This window comes from Pseudomonas sp. PD9R (assembly GCF_019200975.1).
In the GTDB taxonomy this organism is placed as follows: Bacteria; Pseudomonadota; Gammaproteobacteria; order Pseudomonadales; family Pseudomonadaceae; genus Aquipseudomonas.
The window spans coordinates 26,723-47,294 of the sequence record NZ_JAHTMR010000016.1; the positions used below are offsets into that span (position 1 = coordinate 26,723).

Consider the following 20,572-nt stretch of genomic DNA (forward strand, 5'->3'; position numbering starts at 1 on the left):
CGGTTTGTCGCGAGAAGCGGCCCGCATTCGTTCAGCGCAGGTTCAGCGACGAACGGGACGCTTCTGCAGTTTGCGCTGCAGCGTGCGGCGGTGCATGCCCAGGGCGCGGGCAGTGGCGGAGATGTTGCCTTCGTGCTCGGTAAGCACGCGCTGAATGTGCTCCCACTGCAAGCGGTCTACGGACATCGGGTTTTCCGGCACCAGGCTGTCGAGGTCGGCGTGTTCCGAGAGCAACGCCGCCAGCACGTCGTCGGCGTCGGCCGGTTTGCACAGGTAGTTGCAGGCACCCCGCTTGATCGCTTCGACGGCGGTGGCAATGCTCGAATAACCGGTGAGGATCACAACGCGCATTTCCGGGTCCATTTCCAGCAACTTGGGCAACAGCACCAGGCCCGAGTCGCCGTCCATTTTCAGGTCCAGGGCGGCGTAATCCGGCAGATCGGCCTGGGCCAGTGCCAGGCCTTCTTCGGCGGAACCGGCGGTGCTGACGCGGAAACCGCGGCGCGCCATTGCACGGGCCATCACGCGGGTAAAGGTTGCGTCGTCATCGACCAGCAGCAAATGCGGCAGTTCTTCGCCTTCGACTTGGATTTCGTCACTCATGTTGGTCTCCTCGGGCGACACGAGGCAGGCGCAGCTCGGTGAGCGTGCCACCTTCCTCATGACTGTAGAGTTTCACTGAGCCACCGGCGCGTGTCACGCTGGCCTTGCTCAAAAACAGGCCCAGGCCGAAGCCTTTGCCCTTGGTGGTAAAAAATGGCTTGCCGATCTGCTCGGCAATGGCCAGCGGCACACCAGCGCCGTGGTCGCGGATGCTGATGGTCAGGTCTTCGGGGTTCCAGTCCAGCGTCACTTGCAACCCTTCGGGGCAGGCATCTGCAGCGTTGTTCAGCAAATTCAGCAGCGCCTGGGTCAGGTCCGGCGGCGGCGCCATGCGTGGCACCGTGCCCTGGCCCAGACGCTGGAAGCGATAACTGGCTTCCGGGCGCATCAGGTGCCAGCGATTCAGCGCTTCGTCGAGCCAGTCGGTGACGTCCTGCATCTCCACCGCCAAACGGCGATTGGCCTCGGCGGCACGCACCAAATGCTGCAAGGTTTCCTTGCACAGTTTGACCTGATCCTGCAGCACGCTCAGATCATCCTGCAACATCGGGTCATGATGGTCCTGACGCATTTCCTTGAGCAATACGCTCATGGTCGCCAATGGCGTGCCCAGTTCATGGGCGGCGCCGGCGGCTTGGGTAGCAACGGCGAGCAACTGTTGATCGCGCAGGCCCTCTTCGCGGCGAATGGCGCGCAATTCTTCCTGACGCCGCAGTTCTTCAGCCATGCGCGCAGCGAAAAACGTAATCACCGCAGCAGCGAGGGCGAAACTCAGCCACATCCCGTAGACCTGCAGGTTTTCCCGGGCGATGGGGAAAGTCTGCAACGGGTAGAACTGCGCCAGCAACAACGTGTACATCGTCAGCGCCAGGCCCGAAAGGATCACCGAATAGCGCCACGGCAGCGTCACCGCAGCGATGGTCAGCGGCACCAGGTAATAAGAGACGAAGGGGTTGGTCGAACCGCCGGAGAAGTACAGCAAGGCACTGTGGATAAACAGGTCGCAGGCCAGTTGTACAGCGTATTCAAGCTCGGTGACCGGCCAGGTGGTGCGCAAGCGGATCGCCGTGAACGCGCACAGCAACATCGAGCAACCGAGGGTCGCGGCCAGTTGAAACCAGGGCAGCGGCAGCAATTGAAGCCAGTAAGCCAGGCCCACCGAACCGGCCTGTGCGGCCAATACCAAAGTGCGGATGAACGTCAGCCGCCAGAGATTCTGGCGAGTAGCAGAGGTGATTTGAACGGGGGCGAGCATGAGCTCTCCTGATGAGCGCTCCAGGCGGATCGCCGGGAGTATAACCAAGCACGGGGTCTGGCAGGCAAAAGTGCGGCAAACGGCCACATGGTGGAAGGATGTGGCGCCTGTGATGCCGTCTTCGCGGGCAAGCCTCGCTCCTACAAGTTTGCGGTGGCAAATGTTTTGTGCCCGACACTGCACCTGTAGGAGCGAGGCTTGCCCGCGAAGGCCACGACGTGGCCTCCTGCGATTGATCTGTATAGAAGTTGTAACTGTGCGAACCGGATCATTAAAGCTAGAGTCTGATGGTTTCACGCAGGCTCGGACCATAACCCCTGCGCCCCCTTCAAGGAGCTTTCATGTACACATTCCGCCGCAGCGCCACCCTCCTCGCCCTGAGCATTGGCGCCATCGCCAGCCTCCCGGCCCTGGCTGCCGACGAACTTCACTACAACCAGATTTCCCTGCGCGCTGAAGTCAGTCAGGAAGTGGCACGCGACCTGATGATCGTGACCCTCTACACCGAAGAGCAAAACAGCGACCCGGCCAAGCTCGCCGCCGACGTCAGCACCACCATGAACAAGGCGTTGGCCCAGGCCAAGCAAGTCAAGGACATCACCCTGCGCCAGGGCAGCCGTAACAGCTATCCGGTCTACGACACCAAAGGCCAGAAAATCACTGGCTGGCGTGAACGTGCAGAATTGCGCCTGGAAAGTTCGGACTTCGCCGCGCTGTCCAAGTTGACCGGCGAACTGCTCACCGATCTGAAAATGGGCGGCATGGACTTCGCCATCGCCACACCAACGCGCAAGGCCAGCGAAGACGCCCTGCTCAAGGACGCCGTAACCGCCTTCAAGGCTCGCGCCCAACTGGCTACCGACGCGCTGGGTGGCAAGGGTTACAAAATCGTCAATCTGAACCTCAACAGCAATGGCTACCCGCAACCCTTCATGCGCGCACCAATGATGATGAAAGCCGCCAGCATGGACGGCGCACCGGTCAACCCGGAAGTTGAAGCGGGCACCAGCCAGGTCAGCATGACGGCCGATGGCTCGATTGAAGTGTTGCTGCCTTGAGCGATCACGACTATCACTGATTTGATCGCATTTCACCTGTAGGAGCTGCCGCAGGCTGCGATCTTTTGATCTACGCTCTCTAAGCAACATCAAAAGATCGCACCTGCAGCAGCACCTGCATTGAAATTGCCAGCAGTTGCACTGAGTGATACCGCTTAAACGTTGATCCACGGAGGTGCAACAATAACCACTCCCATTTACCCCATACCCACCCCACAAACAGGGGTATAAATAAGTAACACCCCGCCCCAACCAGGAGCACCCAACGCCCGGAGCGCACCGCCAAAGTGCGTCGTTTGCCCCCTAAAAACGCCGCGCAAACGGTCAAATGCGTCAACATTTATACAAATGCGACATTAAGGTACGTTCGTGCCACCGTTTAAGGCTTGTAGTCGCTCTGGATCTTGCATTGGGTATGGCCCCTGCATAAGTATCCGCAGGCACGACTCACGAGGTCGTCCTCAAAATCAAAAAATGACAACAATCATGAGGCCACCATGCTTAAACAAGCGGTCATTCCGTTTTTACTGGGCGCCAGCTTATTAGCCGCCGCGCCGTTCGCCCAAGCTGCGACCAATCTGGTGTTCTGCTCCGAAGGGAGCCCGGCCGGTTTCGATCCAGGTCAATACACCACCGGAACCGACTTCGACGCCTCTGCAGAAACCATGTTCAACCGCCTGACTCAGTTCGAGCGCGGCGGCACCGCCGTTATTCCTGGGCTGGCGACCAGCTGGGACGTCTCCGATGACGGCCTGACTTACACCTTCCACCTGCGTGACGGTGTCAAGTTCCACACCACTCCGTACTTCAAGCCGACTCGTGAGTTCAACGCCGACGACGTGCTGTTCACCTTTAATCGCATGATTAACAAGGATGACCCGTTCCGCAAAGCGTACCCGACCGAATTCCCGTACTTCACCGACATGGGGATGGATACCAACATCACCAAGATCGATAAAGTCGACGACCACACCGTCAAGTTCACCCTCAAAGACGTTGATGCCGCGTTCATCCAGAACATGGCCATGAGCTTCGCCTCGATCCAGTCCGCCGAGTACGCTGCCCAGCTGCTCAAGGAAGGCAAAGCCGCCGACATCAACCAGAAGCCGATCGGCACTGGTCCGTTCGTGTTCAAGAGCTACCAGAAAGACTCCAACATCCGCTACACCGGGAACAAGGACTACTGGAAGCCTGACGACGTCAAGATCGACAACCTGATCTTCGCCATCACCACCGACCCGTCGGTACGCATCCAGAAGCTGAAGAAAAACGAGTGCCAGGTCACCCTGTTCCCTCGTCCTGCCGACCTGAAAGCGCTGCGCGAAGACAAGACCCTGAAGCTGCCTGACCAGGCTGGTTTCAACCTGGGTTATATCGCCTACAACGTGATGCCTAAGGTCAAGGGACAAACCGAGGCAAACCCACTGGCTGACCTGAAGGTTCGCCAGGCGCTGGACATGGCCGTCAACAAGCAACAGATCATCGACTCCGTGTACCAGGGCGCCGGCCAACTGGCCGTCAACGCCATGCCACCGACCCAGTGGTCCTACGACACCACTATCAAAGATGCCAAGTACGATCCTGAGAAAGCCAAAGAGCTGCTCAAGGAAGCCGGCGTCAAGGAAGGCACCGAAATCGTTCTCTGGGCGATGCCGGTACAGCGTCCGTATAACCCGAACGCCAAACTGATGGCAGAAATGCTGCAGTCCGACTGGGCCAAGATCGGCCTCAAGGTCAAGATCCAGAGCTACGAGTGGGGCGAGTACATCAAGCGCTCCAAAGGTGGCGAAAACCAGGCGATGCTGATTGGCTGGAGCGGTGACAATGGTGATCCGGACAACTGGCTGAACGTGCTGTTCGGTTGCGACTCGCTGGAAGGTAACAACTTCTCCAAGTGGTGCGACAAGAAGTTCGACGACATCGTCAAACAAGCTAAACGGACCTCGGATCAAGCCAAACGCACCGAGCTGTACAAGCAGGCACAACACGTCCTCAAGGACGCTGTTCCAATGACACCTATCGCTCACTCGACGGTGTTCCAGCCTATGCGCGCCAACGTGCAGGACTTCAAGATCAGCCCATTCGGCTTGAACTCCTTCTACGGCGTCAGCGTCAGCAAATAAGATTGGGTAACGGCGACGTTTTTAACGTCGCCGTTATTTTATCTACCGAGAAAGCAGGAATCCGCCTACATCCAAATCGTCTGCTGACTACAGCATTCCTTTAGGACGCGTCGTCATTTCCTACGAGTCTTTCGGACTCTACGCATTTACTGCCGGACCCACGATTCATACCGTCGGGATCCGACCAGTTCATGCGTGGGTCATCGGTTTTTCTGATCCACGTCATGGCTTGAAACCAGTGACGCTTTCACCTCCAGGGACGGGACGAAAGCTCATTGCAAAACACTGAACAAGAGGGAGCGTTATGCGCCATACCTTGGTTTTATCCGCATTGCTGGGCACCGGCCTGTTAGCCGCCACTTCCATGAGCCAGGCGGCCAACAACAGCCTGGTGTTCTGCTCCGAAGGCAGCCCTGCCGGCTTCGATACCGCGCAGTACACGACCGCGACCGATAACGACGCCGCCGAACCGTTGTACAACCGCCTGGCAGAATTCGAAAAAGGCGCGACCAATGTCGTACCGGGCCTGGCCACTAGTTGGGATATTTCCGAGGACGGACTCAAGTACACCTTTCACCTGCGTCCTGGGGTGAAATTTCATACGACCAAGTACTTCACTCCGACGCGCGATTTCAACGCCGACGACGTGCTGTTCACGTTCAATCGCATGCTCGATCCGCAACAGCCGTTCCGTAAGGCCTACCCGACGGAATTTCCGTACTTCAACGGGATGAGCCTGAACAAGAATATCGCCAAGGTCGAAAAGACCGGGCCGCTGACCGTGGTCATGACGCTTAACAGCGTGGACGCCGCGTTCATCCAGAACATCGCCATGAGTTTCGCCGCAATCCTCTCTGCCGAGTACGCCGACCAACTGCTGGCCGGAGGCAAGCCGAGCGACATCAACCAGAAGCCGATCGGCACCGGGCCGTTCGTATTCAAGAGCTATCAGAAAGACTCGAACATCCGTTACACCGGCAACAAGCATTACTGGGACCCGAGCCGGGTCAAGCTCGACAACCTGATTTTCGCCATCAACACCGACGCATCGGTGCGCGTGCAGAAGCTCAAGGCCGGAGAGTGCCAGATCACTTTGCATCCGCGCCCTGCCGACGTTGCCGCGCTGAAGAACGACCCGAAACTGCAGTTGATCGAGAAGCCAGGCTTCAACCTCGGCTACATCGCCTACAACGTGCGCCACAAGCCGTTCGATCAGCTCGAAGTGCGCCAGGCGCTGGACATGGCGGTGAACAAGCAAGGCATTCTCAACGCCGTTTATCAGGGCGCGGGACAATTGGCCGTCAACGCCATGCCGCCGACCCAATGGTCCTACGACGAGTCCATCAAGGACGCCGCCTACAACCCGGAAAAAGCCAAGGAACTGCTCAAGGCTGCCGGCGTGAAAGAAGGAACCGAAATCACCCTGTGGGCCATGCCCGTACAGCGTCCGTACAACCCCAACGCCAAGTTGATGGCCGAAATGCTCCAGGCTGACTGGGCCAAGATCGGTCTAAAGGTGAAGATTGTCAGCTATGAATGGGGCGAGTACATCAAGCGCACCAAGAATGGCGAACACGACATCAGCCTGATCGGCTGGACCGGCGACAACGGTGACCCGGATAACTGGCTGGGCACGCTGTACAGCTGCGACGCCATTGGCGGCAACAACTATTCCATGTGGTGTGATCCGGCTTACGACAAGCTGATCAAGCAAGCCAAGGTCGTGACCGACCGCGAGCAACGCATAGAGCTCTACAAACAGGCGCAACAGTACCTCAAGCAGCAGGTACCGATCACGCCAGTCGCCCACTCGACGGTCAACCAGCCGTTGAGCGCCAAAATCGAAGGGTTCAAGGTCAGCCCCTTCGGTCGTAACGTGTTCTCGGGTGTCAGCATCGAAAAATAAAACCGTGTAGCTAAAACGCTGGGGGCGCATTGCGCCCTCACGCAAGCGTATTGCCGTTATTCGCCTATTTGGCTGACAGCAAACGTTTGCGATGCGTGAATGAGTTCTAAACCAAAAGCCGGTCAACCCAAAAAGACCTGCATAAAAAAAAGAAAGTAAGGAGCTTCACCCATGAAACTGAGCAGCACCGCGATACTGGCCCTGGCCATCAGCAGCGTAACCGCGACGGCTTACGCAGAGACCCAAAGCCAGGCGTACACCCCGGTTACCGTGAATGAGAAAAGCGCCCAAAGCGAAGCCACTGGTTTCGTCGAAGGCCAGTCGATCAGCGGCACCACGCGTAACTGGTACGCCAACGAGCAACTGAAGCGTGGCTCCAAGTTCCAATACAACAAAAACGGTGTATTGACCGATACAGACCGCCGTATCAACTGGGTTCAAGGCACTATCGTCAAGTACAACTCGGGCTTCACCGAAGGGACTGTCGGTTTTAGCACTGAAGTTGCAGCCTACAATGCCATCGCACTGGATCGTGATCGCGAAGACTTGGCCTCTCGCTTCGGTGGCGCTCCGGGTGATCGCGCGAAGGCCGGTTACAACCGTACGCTGACCAAAGAAGGCGGCGACGCCCAAGGCCAGTGGAGCAAAATGGGCCTGGCCAACGTCAAGGCTCGTATCTCCAACACCACCCTGACTGCCGGCCGGATGAACTTCAGCAGCCCGCAAGTCGACGTCATCGGCAACCGTCCGCTGCCTTCCAGTTTCGAAGGTGTCGCGATCCACAGCGAAGAGTTGAACAATCTTGCTTTCGACCTGGCCACCTTCGATCGCAACTCCCCACGTACCGAAGAAAGCCAGCGCAAGTTCCGCACCGAATACGCCAATGGCATCGTTGAAAGCGATCACATCTACACCGGTGGCATCACCTACACGCCATTTGCCAGCCTGACTACCAGCCTTTGGGCGACCCAGGCCGAAGACATCTGGAACCAATACTACTTCGGCGCCACCCATGTGCTGGGCGACAGCCAGGTTCTGAGCCTGACCACCGGCCTGAACTACTACAAAACCCAAGATCAAGGTAAGGCGCTGATCGGCGACATCGACAACGACACCTATTCCCTTTCGTTCGGCCTGACCCACCAGGCCCACAGCCTGACCTTCTCGTATCAGGAAGTGAACGGTAACGAGTACTTCGACTACCTGCACGAAACCAACGGCATCTACCTGGCCAACTCCCTGCTGTCGGACTTCAACGGCCCGAACGAAAAATCCTTCCAGATCGCCTACGGTCTGAACATGGCCGAATACGGTGTGCCGGGCCTGAAATTCAATATTTACCAGGCTCGTGGCTGGGGTATCGACGGTACTCACTACGATGGCAATAAAGGTGTCGTCGACAAAGGCTATGACGGCATCCAGGTTCAAGACGGCGAACACCATTACGAATATGGCATCGGCGCTTCATACGCGGTACAAAGCGGCCCACTCAAGGCCACCACTGTTCGCGCGACCTACACCACTCACCGCGCCAGCGAAAACCAGGCTGACGGCAACATCAACGAGTTCCGTCTCGTGACCACTGTTCCGTTCAACATCCTGTAAAAACGCCACCTGGCGGCTGGCTCAACGAGTCAGCCGTTCGGTTAACCCGTTCACCGATTGCAGAGGGTTCTTGATGAAAATGCTTCCCCTACGTGCGGCCATCGCGGCCGCGTTGCTGAGTGTCGCTGTTGGCGTGTCGGCCAAACCCCTCGTGGTTTGCACCGAAAACAGCCCGGAAGGCTTTGACACAGCGCTGTACACGACTGCAGTCACCGCCGACGCCGCAGCTGAAACCATCTTCAACCGCCTGGCGGATTTTAAGCCTGGCACCACGGAAGTGATTCCGGCGCTGGCCGAATCCTGGGACATCAGCGAAGACGGCCTGACCTACACGTTCCATCTGCGTAAAGGCGTCAAGTTCCACACCACCGAATACTTCAAGCCGACCCGCGACATGAACGCCGACGACGTGCTCTGGAGCTTCCAGCGTCAACTGGACCCGAATCACCCGTGGCACACACAGTCGAGCGTGGGCTACCCGTACTTTGAAAGCATGGGTTTCAAGGAGCTGCTCAAAAGCGTCGAGAAGCTTGATGACAACACCGTCAAGTTCACTCTGACGCGCCGCGAAGCGCCGTTCTTGGCCGACATCGCCATGGCATTCGCGTCGATCTATTCCGCCGAGTACGCCGACCAGTTGCTCAAGGCCAACAAAATGGGCGATCTGAACAACAAACCGGTCGGCACCGGCCCGTTCGTGTTCCAGCGCTATAACAAGGACGCTCAGGTTCGCTTCAAGGCCAACCCGGACTACTTCCGTGGCAAACCGCCGGCAGATGCGCTAATCCTGGCCATTGCCACCGACAACAACGTGCGCCTGCAAAAACTCAAGGCCAATGAGTGCCAGGTCGCGCTGTATCCAAAACCGGATGACATCCCGAGCATCAAGAAAGACGCCAACCTGAAGGTTGACGAGATGAACGCGATGACCGTTTCGTACATCGCCATGAACACTTCCCACAAGTACATGAGTGATGTGCGAGTGCGTAAAGCCATCGACATCGCCTTCGACAAAGAAGCGGTGGTCAACGCGCTGTTTGGCAAAGGCAATGCTACCGTGGCGGTCAACCCGTACCCCGACACCCTGCTGGGCTACAACCATAAACTGACCAACCCGCCCCGCGACCTGGACAAGGCTCGCGCCCTGCTCAAAGACGCTGGCGTGCCGCAAGGCACTGTGTTCACCTTGTTCACCCGCAACGGTGGCGGTGCTACCAACCCGAACCCGATGCTTGCCGCGCAGATGATGCAGGCTGATCTGGCCAAGGTTGGCATCAAGATCGACATCCGCGTGATGGAATGGGGCGAAATGCTCAAGCGCGCGAAAAACGGCGAGCACGACATGGTAGCGGCCGGATGGGCGGGCGATAACGGCGACCCGGATAACTTCCTGACGCCTATGCTCAGTTGTGAAGCGGCGAAGAACGGAGAAAACTACGCGCGCTGGTGCAATGACAAGTTCCAGACCCTGATCGACCAGGCCCGCGAAAAAACCGACCCGGCCGAGCGAGCAGCGTTGTACGAACAGGCCCAGGTTATTTTCAATCAGGACCAGCCATGGATCAGCATGGCACACACTAGAATGTTCACCGCAATGCGCAACAACGTAGAGGGCTACCACATTAGCCCCCTCACCACGAATAACTTCGCCACCACCCAGGTGAAGTAATAAGAAAACTCCCGGTGTCCCTGACCCCAGGGACACCAGGCACGCCTAACCGGCTGATGAGGTACACCACAAGATGTTTAGTTTTATTGCCCGCCGACTGGGGTTACTGATCCCCACGTTCTTCGGCATCACCTTGCTGACTTTCGCGTTGATTCGCATGATCCCTGGCGACCCTGTGGAAGTCATGATGGGAGAACGTCGGGTCGACCCCGAAATGCACGCTCAGGCAATGGAACGCCTTGGTCTGAACAAACCCCTGTATGCCCAGTACCTGGACTACATCGGCAAACTGGCTCACGGCGATCTCGGGGAATCCCTGCGTACCCGTGAAAGCGTCTGGAGTGAGTTCACCTCCCTCTTCCCCGCGACCCTGGAACTGTCCATGGCCGCGCTGTTGTTCGCTGGCATCCTGGGCCTTCTGGCCGGGGTGATCGCGGCACTCAAGCGAGGATCCCTGTTCGACCATGGGGTGATGGGCATCTCCCTTGCGGGATACTCGATGCCGATCTTCTGGTGGGGCCTGATCCTGATCATGTTCTTCTCGGTATCCCTGGGCTGGACCCCGGTATCCGGGCGGATCGACCTGCTGTATGACATTGAGCCGCGTACCGGTTTCATGCTCATCGATACGCTGCTGGCCGATGACGTCGGTGCGTTCTTCGATGCTTTGCATCACCTGATCCTGCCAGCCATTGTGCTCGGCACCATCCCGCTGGCGGTGATCGCACGGATGACCCGTTCGTCGATGCTCGAAGTGCTGCGTGAAGACTACATCCGTACCGCCCGCGCCAAAGGCCTGTCGCCCTCGCGCGTGGTGTTCGTGCACGGTCTGCGTAACGCGCTGATTCCAGTGCTGACCGTGGTCGGCCTGCAAGTCGGCACATTGTTGGCCGGTGCGGTCCTGACCGAAACCATCTTCTCCTGGCCCGGCATCGGCAAATGGCTGATCGAAGCCATTGGCGCCCGGGATTACCCGGTTGTGCAAAACGGCATCCTGTTAATCGCCTGCCTGGTGATTGTGGTCAATTTCGTGGTGGACATCCTCTACGGCTTTGCCAACCCACGCATCCGTCATCAGCGCTGAGGTCTATACCCATGAGCACTCCAACATCCTCAGTAGCCACCGCCACCACCGCCGTGGATCAAAGCCTGCTGTACCCGTCGCCGTACAAAGAATTCTGGCAAGCCTTCTCCAAGAACAAAGGCGCCGTTGCCGGCCTGCTGTTCATGCTGCTGGTGGTTTTCTGCGCGATCTTCGCCCCTTGGGTCGCCCCGCATGACCCAAGCGAGCAGTACCGCGACTTCCTGCTGACCCCGCCAGCCTGGCTGGAAGGCGGGCAGTTGCAATTCCTGCTCGGCACCGATGAACTGGGTCGCGACCTGCTGTCGCGCCTGATCACTGGCTCGCGCCTGTCCTTGATGATCGGCTTGTCGTCGGTGGTCATGTCGCTGATCCCGGGGATCCTGCTGGGTCTGTTCGCCGGGTTCTTCCCGCGCGTGCTCGGCCCGACCATCATGCGTTTGATGGACATCATGCTGGCCCTGCCGTCGCTGCTGCTGGCCGTGGCGATCGTCGCCATCCTCGGCCCTGGCCTGATCAACACCGTGATCGCCATCGCCGTGGTGTCCCTGCCGTCCTACGTTCGTCTGACCCGCGCCGCGGTGATGGGCGAACTGAACCGCGACTACGTGACTGCCGCGCGCCTGGCCGGTGCCAATCTACCGCGCCTGATGTTCGTCACCGTGCTGCCTAACTGCATGGCGCCACTGATCGTTCAGGCCACCCTGAGCTTCTCCTCGGCGATTCTCGATGCCGCCGCCCTGGGCTTCCTCGGTCTTGGCGTACAACCGCCAACCCCTGAGTGGGGCACCATGCTGGCCTCGGCCCGCGACTACATCGAACGCGCCTGGTGGGTAGTCAGCCTGCCTGGCTTGACCATTTTGCTCAGCGTGCTGGCAATCAACTTGATGGGCGACGGCCTGCGCGATGCGCTGGACCCGAAACTCAAGAACGCCGCCTGAGGAGATTCAAATGTCACTGTTAGAAATCAAGAATCTCAACGTTCGCTTCGGCGACAAGAACGCCGTTCCGGTGGTCGACGGGCTCGACATTTCCGTGGACAAAGGCGAAGTCCTGGCCATCGTTGGCGAATCGGGTTCCGGTAAATCCGTCACCATGATGGCGCTGATGGGCCTGATCGAGCATCCAGGGATCGTCACCGCCGACGCCCTGAACTTCGACGGCAAGAACATGCTCAAGCTCAGCAACCGTCAGCGTCGGCAAATCGTCGGCAAAGACCTGGCCATGGTCTTTCAGGACCCGATGACCGCGCTGAACCCGAGCTACACCGTCGGTTTCCAGATCGAAGAAGTGCTGCGCCTGCACCTGAAAATGTCCAGCAAGCAAGCGCGCAAGCGTGCTATCGAACTGCTGGAAAAAGTTGAAATCCCGGGCGCCGCCAGCCGCATGGACGCTTACCCGCATCAACTGTCCGGCGGTATGAGCCAGCGTGTTGCAATCGCCATGGCAATTGCCGGCGAACCGAAACTGCTGATCGCCGACGAACCGACCACGGCCCTCGACGTAACGATCCAGGCGCAAATCATGGACCTGCTGCTGGCGTTGCAGAAAGAGCAGAACATGGGCCTGGTGCTGATCACCCACGACCTCGCCGTCGTGGCTGAAACCGCCCAGCGCGTGTGCGTGATGTATGCCGGCCAGGCAGTCGAAGTCGGCCAGGTGCCGCAACTGTTCGACATCCCGGCGCACCCGTACAGCGAAGCGCTGCTCAAGGCGATTCCGGAACACAGCCTCGGTGCCTCGCGCCTGTCGACCTTGCCGGGCATCGTTCCCGGTCGTTACGACCGCCCGCAAGGCTGCCTGCTGTCGCCGCGCTGCCCGTACGTGCAGGACAGCTGCCGTGCGCAGCGTCCGGCCCTTGACCCGAAAAGCAACAGCCTCGCCCGCTGCTTCTACCCGCTGAACCAGGAGGTGGCGTAATGGCCGTCGTTCTTACCGCCCGCGACCTGACCCGTCACTACGAAGTGTCCCGTGGCCTGTTCAAGGGCCACGCCACCGTCCGCGCACTCAACGGTGTGTCGTTCGAACTGGAAGCCGGCAAGACCCTCGCGGTTGTAGGCGAATCGGGTTGCGGCAAATCCACCCTGGCCCGCGCCCTGACGCTGATCGAAGAACCGTCTTCGGGCTCCCTGAAAATCGCCGGCCAGGAAGTGGCCGGCGCCGACAAGGCCCAGCGCAAGCAATTGCGTAAAGACGTGCAGATGGTGTTCCAGAGCCCGTACGCCTCGCTGAACCCTCGGCAGAAAGTCGGTGATCAGCTGGCTGAGCCGCTGCTGATCAACACCAACCTGAGCGCCTCGGAACGTCGCGAGAAAGTGCAGGCGATGATGAAGCAGGTGGGCTTGCGTCCTGAGCACTACCAGCGTTATCCGCACATGTTCTCCGGCGGTCAGCGCCAGCGGATCGCCCTCGCCCGCGCGATGATGTTGCAGCCTAAAGTGCTGGTCGCGGATGAACCGACCTCGGCGCTGGACGTATCGATTCAGGCGCAGGTGTTGAACCTGTTCATGGATTTGCAGCAAGAGTTCAACACCGCCTACGTGTTCATCTCCCACAACCTGGCGGTGGTGCGTCACGTTGCCGATCATGTGATGGTGATGTACCTCGGCCGCCCCGTGGAAATGGGCCCGAAAGAGGACATCTATACGCGTCCCCTGCACCCGTACACCCAGGCGCTGTTGTCGGCGACCCCGACCATCCACCCGGACCCGGACAAGCCGAAAATCAAGATCGTCGGCGAGTTGCCTAACCCGCTGAACCCGCCGTCCGGCTGCGCGTTCCACAAGCGTTGCCCATACGCCACCGAGCGTTGCAGCACTGAAGAGCCGGCCCTGCGCCTGCTCGACAGCCGGCAGGTGGCTTGCCACTACGCCGAGCAATTCCTCGACGGCGCAGCATAACTACAACATGTGGGAGCCAGCCTGCTGGCGATAACGGAATATCAGCCGACATTTCCGTCGACTGGCACAACGAATCGCTAGCAGGCTAGCTCCCACAGGGATTGAGTTGACCAAAAACCCCTTCTACTTCCGGTCGAAGGGGTTTTCTTTTGTCGCCATTCAGCGACTACGTCTGGCTATCGCCATCGTCGTCATCATCGGAGTCCGGCTCGTCAGTGGTCGAGTCATCATCACCCTTGCTACCCCCCTGATCCTGGTCACCCGGCTCCGATTCGGATTTGGCGAGCATCAAGTCCCCATGCGTGGCCTGCCCGCTAAATGCCTGCGTGTCATGATTTTCGCAATCGGCCCAGGCTGCGGAAATGCTCAGTGACAGCATCACCAAAACCTTCAGCAACAACACCATGCGTTGAAAAATGCTCATAGCCGAATCCTTCCTTTAGCTGGTGGAACAGAGGTGCCTGACGGGCCTGAGTGAAATCTAGTTCCGATCAGGCATGTTCTCCAGATAGGACGCTAACGGATGAGCGGAAATGCCGTGGATGTAGAGATTGGTTTTGAATAAGGGTTATGCCGAAAAGATCAAAAGATCGCAGCCTGCGGCAGCTCCTACATGAGCCCAGCGGCGCTCGGCCTGATGAGCGGCCGTGCAGCCGACCAATTTTTTTCCGTTGCACACCCACCCTGTAGGAGCTGCCGCAGGCTGCGATCTTTTGATCTTCCATAAAAAAGGCGAAGCCCGAAAGCTTCGCCTTTGCTGTACCTGAACATCTAACGCTTAGTGATGCTCACGCGTCGCACGGAATTTCACGTCCGGCCAACGCTCTTCCATCAACGCCAGGTTAACCCGGGTCGGGGCGAGGTAGGTCAGGTGACCGCCGCCGTCCAGTGCCAGGTTTTCCACAGCCTTGTTGGAGAATTCCTCGAGCTTCTTCTTGTCGCCGCATTCAATCCAGCGTGCGGAATAAACGGTGATCGGCTCGTAAGAGCACTCCACCTTGTATTCCTCTTTCAAGCGGCTGGCGACCACATCGAACTGCAGCACACCGACAGCGCCGAGGATGATGTCGTTGCTGCGCTCCGGGAAGAACACCTGGGTCGCGCCTTCTTCGGCGAGTTGTTGCAGGCCCTGGCGCAGTTGCTTGGATTTCAGCGGGTCACGCAGGCGTACGCGGCGGAACAGTTCCGGGGCGAAGTGCGGAATACCGGTGAAGCCCAGGACTTCGCCTTCGGTGAAGGTGTCGCCGATCTGGATGGTGCCGTGGTTGTGCAAACCGATGATGTCGCCGGCGAAGGCTTCTTCCAGTTGCTCACGTTCAGAAGAGAAGAACGTCAGCGCGTCGCCGATCCGCACATCCTTGCCGGTGCGCACGTGGCGCATCTTCATGCCTTTTTCGTACTTGCCGGAGCAGATACGCATGAAGGCGATACGGTCGCGGTGCTTCGGGTCCATGTTCGCCTGGATCTTGAACACGAAGCCGGCAAACTTCTCTTCCACCGGTTCCACGGTGCGTTCGTTGGCTACGCGGGCCAGCGGTTCCGGCGCCCAATTGACCACGGCGTCGAGTACGTGATCGACACCAAAGTTGCCCAGTGCCGTACCGAAGAACACCGGGGTCAATTGACCGTCGAGGAATTCCTGCTGGTTGAACTCGTGGCAGGCACCCTGCACCAACTCCAGCTGCTCGATGAAACGCTCGTACTCGTCACCCAGATGCGCGCGCGCTTCATCGGAATCGAGCTTCTCGATGATCTTGGTTTCGGTGCGTTCGTGGCCGTGACCGGCGGTGTAGACAATGATGTAGTCGTCGGCGAGGTGATACACGCCTTTGAAATCGCGGTAGCAACCAATCGGCCAGGTGATCGGCGCAGCCTTGATTTTCAGGACGGCTTCGATTTCGTCGAGCAGTTCGATCGGGTCACGGATGTCACGGTCGAGTTTGTTGATGAAGCTGACAATCGGCGTGTCGCGCAGACGGCAGACGTCCATCAGGGCGATAGTCCGTGGCTCGACACCTTTACCGCCGTCGAGAACCATCAAGGCCGAGTCCACCGCCGTCAGGGTGCGGTAGGTATCTTCGGAGAAGTCTTCGTGGCCCGGGGTGTCGAGCAGGTTGATCATGTGCTCGCGATACGGAAACTGCATGACCGACGTGGTAATCGAGATACCCCGCTGCTTTTCCATTTCCATCCAGTCGGAGGTGGCATGGCGGTCGGACTTGCGAGATTTCACCGTGCCAGCAATCGCAATCGCCTTGCCCATCAGCAGGAGCTTCTCGGTGATGGTGGTTTTACCGGCATCGGGGTGGGAAATAATGGCGAAAGTGCGGCGTTTCGCGACTTCGGCGGCCTGGTTGGTCATGGGAAATCGCCTGGCAGGTGATTCAAAAAAGGGCGGCGAGTATAGCGCAAAACGCTGCCTCCGGACCACCGTCAATCCCCTGCAGAAGCTGCCGCAGGCTGCGATCTTTGATTTTGTTTTTGAAGATCAAGATCAAAAGATCGCAGCCTGCGGCAGCTCCTACAGGTGGCTAATTGCTGCCAATTATTGAACCTTTTAAGAGGTGGGGGCGTCCACTTCCCCGTTACCGCACTCGTACCAGGGGCTGATAAATCAGCCAGTTAGCCTGACGAGGCTGCGCTTATGGCTCAATAAGCCGTGCGCCTTCTCCTCTGTAGGAGCGAGCCCGCTCGCGATGGACGTCAACGATAACGCTGGGTACCTGGATGTAGGCGTTGTCTGGAGGTTTTTCGCGAGCAAGCTCGCTCCTACAGTGGATCGCGCTCGGCATGAGCTGCTTTTCGCGAACGTTTTTTCCGGCAGCCAGGCATGGCATTGCCACACGGAACTGCGCTCGCCGACTGAAAAAAGGAGTCCGCCTGTGGCTATTCGCTATGGCAAAGGGCTGATAGGAGGCGCGCTGGTAATCGCCCTTCTGGCCCTGCTGATCCACTGGATTGGCATCAACACGATCGAACACTACCGCGACGATTTGTTGTTTTACCTGCAAGCTCATCTGATCCTGGTCCTCGCTTCCATGCTGGCCGCCCTCGTTGTGGGCATCCCTGCCGGCATCCTTCTCAGCCGCCCAACCCTGGTTGGACGCGCCGAGCGCTTCATGCAGCTCTTCAACATCGGCAACACCGTCCCGCCCCTCGCCGTGCTGGCCATCGCCCTGGGCATCCTCGGCATAGGCAGCGGACCCGCGATTTTCGCACTGTTCCTCGCCTCACTGTTGCCGATCGTGCGCAACACCTATGAAGGCCTGAAAAACGTTCAGGGCTCACTAAAAGAAGCCGCCGTCGGCATCGGCATGACACCGCGCCAAGTGCTGTGGAAAGTCGAATTGCCGAATGCGGTACCGATCATCATCGGTGGTGTGCGCGTGGCACTGGCAATCAATGTGGGGACGGCGCCGCTGGCGTTCCTGATCGGCGCCAACAGTCTGGGCAGCCTGATTTTCCCCGGCATTGCCCTGAACAATCAGCCGCAACTGCTGCTCGGCGCGGCCTGCACCGCCCTGCTAGCCTTGCTGCTCGACGGTCTGGTGACACTCGCCAGCCGCCTCTGGCTCGAACGCGGCTTGCGCCCGTCTTAAGCCTCGGCAAAGGAATCATCATGAAAATTTCTAGCTTTTTACTAGGTTGCGTCCTGCTGTTCGCAGGATTTGCCCAAGCCGCCGAAAAACCGGTAATCCGCATCGGCGCCAGGGTGTTCACCGAGCAAACGCTGCTGGCGGAAATCACCTCGCAATACCTGCGCAGCAAAGGTTACGACGCACAAGTCACTGGCGGCCTGGGTAGCAATCTGGCCCGCAGCGCCCACGAAAGCGGCCAGTTGGACATGCTCTGGGAATACACCGGCGTTTCGCTGGTGGCCTACAACCATGTGACGGACAAACTCAACAGCCAACAGTCCTACGCCCGCGTGAAAGAACTCGACGCGAAAAAGGGCCTGGTCTGGCTGACTCCGTCGAAATTCAGCAACACCTACGCCCTCGCGCTGCCGAAAAATGTCGCGGACGAATACCCGCAGATCAACACCATCAGCCAGCTGAACACGGTGCTGCATGACGAGGCCAAAGCCGGTCATCTGGTGGCTTTGGACACCGAATTCGCCAACCGCTCCGACGGTCTGGGCGGCATGGTCCAGCTGTACGACATGAACCTCACCCGCAACAACATCCGGCAGATGGACGCTGGTCTGGTCTATACCGCGCTGCGCAATGGCCAGGTGTTCGCCGGATTGGTCTACACCACCGATGGTCGCTTGAACGCCTTCAAGCTGAAGTTGCTGGAAGACGACAAGCACTACTTCCCGGATTACACCGCTGCGCCGGTAGTGCGCCAAGCCTTCCTCGACGCACACCCGCAACTGGCTGAACAGCTCAAGCCACTGGCCGAACTGTTCGACGACGACACCATGCGCCAGCTCAACGCGCGGGTCGATGTCGATCATGAAAGCCCATCCACCGTGGCCGCAGACTTCCTGCGCCAGCACCCACTGCTGTCTGCTCATTAAGGCAGAGGAGAAAAAGCCATGGAATTCTGGAACGCCTTTTCCCATCTCGATTGGCCGTTGGTCCTGCACCTGACCTGGCAACACATCACCCTCGTCGGCATCGCCGTGACCCTGGCGATTGTGGTCGGCGTACCGCTGGGCATCCTGATGACGCGCTTCCCGACCCTCGCCGGTCCATTGCAAGCCAGCGCCACGGTGCTGCTGACCGTACCGTCAATCGCATTGTTCGGCCTATTGCTGCCGTTCTACTCGAAATTCGGCCAGGGCCTTGGCCCGATGCCGGCCATCACCGCGGTGTTTCTCTACTCACTGCTGCCCATCATGCGTAACACCTACCTCGCACTCACCGGCGTTGAACCCGGTATCCGCGAAGCCGCGCGCGGCATCGGCATGACCTTCGGCCAGCGCCTGCGCATGGTCGAACTGCCCATCGCCGTGCCGGTGATCCTCGCCGGCGTGCGCACTGCCGTGGTGATGAACATCGGCGTGATGACCATTGCCGCGACCATCGGCGCCGGCGGCCTCGGTGTACTCATCCTCGCTTCCATCAGCCGCAGCGACATGTCGATGCTGATCGTCGGCGCCGTGCTGGTCAGCTTGCTGGCCATCTTCGCCGACCTGCTTCTGCAATGGCTGCAACGTTCGCTGACTCCAAAAGGACTGCTCAAATGATCGAACTTCAAAACCTCAGCAAGACCTTCCAAAGCAACGGCAAAGATGTGAAAGCCGTGGACTCGGTAAGCCTGACCGTCAATGAAGGCGAAATCTGCGTGTTCCTCGGGCCATCGGGTTGCGGCAAAAGCACCACGCTGAAAATGATCAACCGCCTGATCAAGCCGACCTCGGGCAAGATCCTGATCAACGGCGAAGACACCACTGGCCTCGACGAGGTAACCCTGCGCCGCAACATCGGCTATGTCATCCAGCAGATCGGCCTGTTCCCGAACATGACCATCGAAGAGAACATCACCGTGGTACCGCGCCTGCTCGGCTGGGACAAACAGAAATGCCACGACCGCGCGCGCGAGTTGATGAGCATGATCAAACTGGAACCCAAGCAATATCTGCATCGTTACCCACGCGAATTGTCCGGTGGTCAACAACAGCGGATCGGCGTGATCCGCGCACTGGCGGCCGATGCACCGCTACTGCTGATGGACGAGCCATTCGGCGCGGTCGACCCGATCAACCGCGAGATGATCCAGAACGAGTTTTTTGAAATGCAGCGGGCGCTGAACAAGACCGTGATCATGGTCAGCCATGACATCGACGAGGCCATCAAGCTCGGCGACAAGATCGCAATTTTCCGTGCAGGCAAGCTGCTGCAGATCGATCATCCGGACACCCTGCTTGCGCACCCGGCGGACGATTTTGTCAGCAACTTCGTGGGTCAGGACAGCACCCTGAAACGCCTGCTGCTGGTGAAGGCCGAAGACGCGGCGGACAACGCACCGTCCGTCAGTCCGGAAACAACGGTGGCCGATGCGCTGGAATTGATGGACGAACATGACCGGCGTTATGTGGTGGTCACCTGCTCCGACAATAAAGCGCTGGGCTATGTACGACGTCGCGACTTGCACCGTCAGACCGGCACCTGCGGGCAATACCTGCGTGAATTCAATGCCACCGCGGCGTACGACGAACATCTGCGCATCCTGCTGTCGCGCATGTACGAGTTCAATCGTGCCTGGCTGCCGGTGATGGATGCGGAGCGGGTGTTCCTCGGTGAGGTCACACAGGAGTCGATTGCGGCGTATCTGAGCTCCGGTCGTTCGCGCGGGATGAAGACCAATATCGTCTCGCCTGCCGAGGCGGTGGTCGCCTGACAGCGCATATCTACCGGTGAAAAT

General features: G+C 58.9%; 18 protein-coding genes. 14 read left to right on the forward strand and 4 right to left on the reverse strand.

The window, feature by feature from the left end; all coding sequences use genetic code 11:
* Nucleotides 1-42 precede the first annotated feature (42 nt).
* Nucleotides 43-603 carry a response regulator transcription factor gene (locus KUF73_RS25150; protein WP_150703605.1) on the reverse strand — a complete coding sequence of 187 codons (561 nt, stop codon included), beginning with the start codon at nucleotides 601-603 and terminating at the stop codon, nucleotides 43-45.
* Nucleotides 596-1,858, reverse strand: coding sequence for an ATP-binding protein (locus KUF73_RS25155; RefSeq protein ID WP_218440703.1), 1,263 nt, complete (start codon nucleotides 1,856-1,858; stop codon nucleotides 596-598). The genes KUF73_RS25150 and KUF73_RS25155 overlap by 8 nt, the downstream gene beginning before the upstream one ends.
* 341 nt (nucleotides 1,859-2,199) lie before the next feature.
* Between KUF73_RS25155 and KUF73_RS25160 the strand changes: the two genes are divergently transcribed.
* The 9 genes from KUF73_RS25160 to KUF73_RS25200 all read left to right on the forward strand — a co-directional run bounded on the left by KUF73_RS25160 (nucleotide 2,200) and on the right by KUF73_RS25200 (nucleotide 14,200).
* Nucleotides 2,200-2,916: an SIMPL domain-containing protein gene (locus KUF73_RS25160; protein WP_218440704.1), complete on the forward strand. Its 717-nt coding sequence runs from the start codon at nucleotides 2,200-2,202 to the stop codon at nucleotides 2,914-2,916.
* Between the two features lie 497 nt (nucleotides 2,917-3,413).
* Nucleotides 3,414-5,039, forward strand: a complete 1,626-nt coding sequence (locus KUF73_RS25165; RefSeq protein ID WP_218440705.1) for an ABC transporter substrate-binding protein — start codon at nucleotides 3,414-3,416, stop codon at nucleotides 5,037-5,039.
* Nucleotides 5,040-5,343: 304 nt separating this feature from the next.
* Nucleotides 5,344-6,945, forward strand: coding sequence for an ABC transporter substrate-binding protein (locus KUF73_RS25170; RefSeq protein ID WP_218440706.1), 1,602 nt, complete (start codon nucleotides 5,344-5,346; stop codon nucleotides 6,943-6,945).
* Between the two features lie 171 nt (nucleotides 6,946-7,116).
* Nucleotides 7,117-8,550 (forward strand): OprD family porin, encoded by a 1,434-nt coding sequence (locus tag KUF73_RS25175; RefSeq protein ID WP_218440707.1) that lies wholly within the window; start codon nucleotides 7,117-7,119, stop codon nucleotides 8,548-8,550.
* A 73-nt stretch (nucleotides 8,551-8,623) separates the two neighbouring features.
* Entirely contained in the window at nucleotides 8,624-10,219 is a 1,596-nt protein-coding gene (locus tag KUF73_RS25180; RefSeq protein ID WP_218440708.1) for an ABC transporter substrate-binding protein, read from the forward strand.
* A 73-nt stretch (nucleotides 10,220-10,292) separates the two neighbouring features.
* Nucleotides 10,293-11,303: an ABC transporter permease subunit gene (locus tag KUF73_RS25185; protein ID WP_059403215.1), complete on the forward strand. Its 1,011-nt coding sequence runs from the start codon at nucleotides 10,293-10,295 to the stop codon at nucleotides 11,301-11,303.
* A gap of 11 nt (nucleotides 11,304-11,314) precedes the next feature.
* The gene (locus tag KUF73_RS25190; protein ID WP_218440709.1) at nucleotides 11,315-12,241 is read left to right on the forward strand and encodes an ABC transporter permease subunit; all 927 of its coding nucleotides are present in this window, start codon (nucleotides 11,315-11,317) and stop codon (nucleotides 12,239-12,241) included.
* Nucleotides 12,242-12,251: 10 nt separating this feature from the next.
* Nucleotides 12,252-13,220, forward strand: a complete 969-nt coding sequence (locus KUF73_RS25195; protein WP_218440710.1) for an ABC transporter ATP-binding protein — start codon at nucleotides 12,252-12,254, stop codon at nucleotides 13,218-13,220.
* Entirely contained in the window at nucleotides 13,220-14,200 is a 981-nt protein-coding gene (locus KUF73_RS25200) for a peptide ABC transporter ATP-binding protein (protein WP_218440711.1), read from the forward strand. Before KUF73_RS25195 ends, KUF73_RS25200 begins: the two co-directional genes overlap by 1 nt.
* A gap of 166 nt (nucleotides 14,201-14,366) precedes the next feature.
* Here KUF73_RS25200 and KUF73_RS25205 read toward each other — a convergent pair whose 3' ends face one another.
* Nucleotides 14,367-14,624, reverse strand: coding sequence for a hypothetical protein (locus KUF73_RS25205; RefSeq protein WP_218440712.1), 258 nt, complete (start codon nucleotides 14,622-14,624; stop codon nucleotides 14,367-14,369).
* A 354-nt stretch (nucleotides 14,625-14,978) separates the two neighbouring features.
* Nucleotides 14,979-16,562 carry a peptide chain release factor 3 gene (locus tag KUF73_RS25210; RefSeq protein WP_218440713.1) on the reverse strand — a complete coding sequence of 528 codons (1,584 nt, stop codon included), beginning with the start codon at nucleotides 16,560-16,562 and terminating at the stop codon, nucleotides 14,979-14,981.
* On the opposite strand from KUF73_RS25210, the gene KUF73_RS25215 reads away from it, so the two are divergent.
* From KUF73_RS25215 to KUF73_RS25235, 5 genes are all read left to right on the forward strand, one after another.
* A complete protein-coding gene (locus KUF73_RS25215; protein WP_218440714.1) occupies nucleotides 16,561-16,752 on the forward strand; it encodes a hypothetical protein in 192 nt (63 codons plus the stop codon). The two genes, KUF73_RS25210 and KUF73_RS25215, sit on opposite strands and share 2 nt — an antisense overlap.
* 330 nt (nucleotides 16,753-17,082) lie before the next feature.
* Entirely contained in the window at nucleotides 17,083-17,799 is a 717-nt protein-coding gene (locus KUF73_RS25220; protein ID WP_218440715.1) for an ABC transporter permease, read from the forward strand.
* Between the two features lie 20 nt (nucleotides 17,800-17,819).
* Nucleotides 17,820-18,722 (forward strand): glycine betaine ABC transporter substrate-binding protein, encoded by a 903-nt coding sequence (locus tag KUF73_RS25225; RefSeq protein ID WP_218440716.1) that lies wholly within the window; start codon nucleotides 17,820-17,822, stop codon nucleotides 18,720-18,722.
* Between the two features lie 18 nt (nucleotides 18,723-18,740).
* Nucleotides 18,741-19,394: an ABC transporter permease gene (locus tag KUF73_RS25230; protein WP_218440717.1), complete on the forward strand. Its 654-nt coding sequence runs from the start codon at nucleotides 18,741-18,743 to the stop codon at nucleotides 19,392-19,394.
* Nucleotides 19,391-20,548, forward strand: a complete 1,158-nt coding sequence (locus tag KUF73_RS25235) for a betaine/proline/choline family ABC transporter ATP-binding protein (protein WP_218440718.1) — start codon at nucleotides 19,391-19,393, stop codon at nucleotides 20,546-20,548. Before KUF73_RS25230 ends, KUF73_RS25235 begins: the two co-directional genes overlap by 4 nt.
* Nucleotides 20,549-20,572 lie beyond the last annotated feature (24 nt).